Origin of the sequence: Tritonibacter sp. SIMBA_163 (assembly GCF_046535935.1) — a bacterium.
GTDB classification, from domain to species: domain Bacteria; phylum Pseudomonadota; class Alphaproteobacteria; order Rhodobacterales; family Rhodobacteraceae; genus Epibacterium; species Epibacterium scottomollicae.
This window is the reverse complement of record NZ_JAWJBP010001177.1, coordinates 1-241: the sequence shown is the minus strand read 5'-3', so window position 1 is coordinate 241 and position 241 is coordinate 1. Positions and strand designations below refer to the sequence as shown.

Below are 241 nucleotides of genomic sequence, written 5' to 3'. Positions count from 1 at the left end.
ATGGAATATTTCTAATTGAGTATATAGATATTAATATTCAAACAGCAATTTCAAGAAAAAATGAGTCAGTAAAAATCTTTGATACATATAGAATAAGCGTTGATAAGTATATGTTAGATTGGATATATAGCTACAAAGAAAAGATTGATTATTTAATTTTAGTTAACCTTCTTTCTTCCTCTATTGAAATAATAAGAATAGATCAAATTCCAAAGATCATAGAGGGAATTATAGATGTTTG

1 protein-coding gene is annotated in these 241 nt (G+C 24.1%); it reads left to right on the top strand.

Annotated elements, in window-relative coordinates; genetic code table 11:
* Positions 1 to 241: hypothetical protein (locus R0J92_RS26030; protein ID WP_411053818.1), on the top strand; the 241-nt coding region annotated here is incomplete at both ends.